This window comes from Roseomonas sp. TAS13 (assembly GCF_001950415.1).
Classification (GTDB): Bacteria; Pseudomonadota; Alphaproteobacteria; order Acetobacterales; family Acetobacteraceae; genus Roseomonas; species Roseomonas mucosa.
Genome location: NZ_BDLP01000725.1, coordinates 1 through 905, shown reverse-complemented (window position 1 = coordinate 905; position 905 = coordinate 1). Strand labels below are relative to the sequence as shown.

Genomic DNA, 905 nt, shown 5'->3' with positions numbered 1-905 from the left:
GCGCCGCGCCTCCTCCGGCGTCGGCATCACCGCTCCGGGCGGCGTCAGCCGCCTGCGCGGTCCTCGCGTCAGCCGCATCAGCGATCCGGAGCCGCCTGCCAGGCCAGCGGCAGGTGGCCCGCGGCATCCGGCTCGGCTCCAGGGCGCGGCAGGCATACCTGCCGATCGCCGCCCTCGGCGCGGACCAGCGCGCCCTCCGAATAGATCTGCCCCGCGAACATGCAGCCCGCCGCGACCGCCGCAGGCGCGGGCCGCTCGACCCCGCCGGTGTTCAGCATCTCCAGGAGACGCTGTTGCTGGGTCTGCTGCGTCTCGAACGGCAGCGGGTTCGCGCCCACCGTTCCGCCAGCGAAGGGCAGCGTGACCACCACGTTCGGGGCAAGGAACTGTTGCTGCGGGCCGAACTGCCCGGGCAACTGCGCCATTGCCGCCCCGGGCAGCAGCAGCGTCGCCACGAGTAGGATTCTGCTCAACGTCGTGTCTCCGGCCTGCTCCAGGCGCAGGATGCGCTGGGTGGCATCAGCGTCGGATCCCGCCGAGCGAACGGAAAGCACCACACCGCCCGTCACCGGCTCCGAATGAAAGGCGAACAGGTGAACACCAGAAGGGATCTGGGCGTCTCCTCCGCTGCGCGGAGGCCGGGCTCTACTCGGCCGCTGCGCGGCCTCCCCGAACCTCCTTCGGAGTTTCGGCCCTTCGGGCAACGATCCACGCTCCGGCTGCGCCTCCGCTCTGACGCGGCCGGGATGGCGGGTCGTGTTCCAGACCCAGCGTCCCGGCTGCCATCAGCCGCGTGGGTTGGCCACTCGACCCACCCCCTGAAGGGGGTGGGCACGTTCCAGGGGACTGGCCTCGCCGTCGTCTGTCTCTTGATCACATCTACGCCCAGCTCCACCGTAAGGCGA

1 protein-coding gene is annotated in these 905 nt (G+C 71.2%); it reads right to left on the bottom strand.

Going from position 1 to position 905, the window contains the following annotated elements; all coding sequences use genetic code 11:
- Positions 1-77 precede the first annotated feature (77 nt).
- Positions 78-569, bottom strand: a complete 492-nt coding sequence (locus ROTAS13_RS25140) for a hypothetical protein (protein WP_139323596.1) — start codon at positions 567-569, stop codon at positions 78-80.
- Between the last annotated feature and the right edge of the window lie 336 nt (positions 570-905).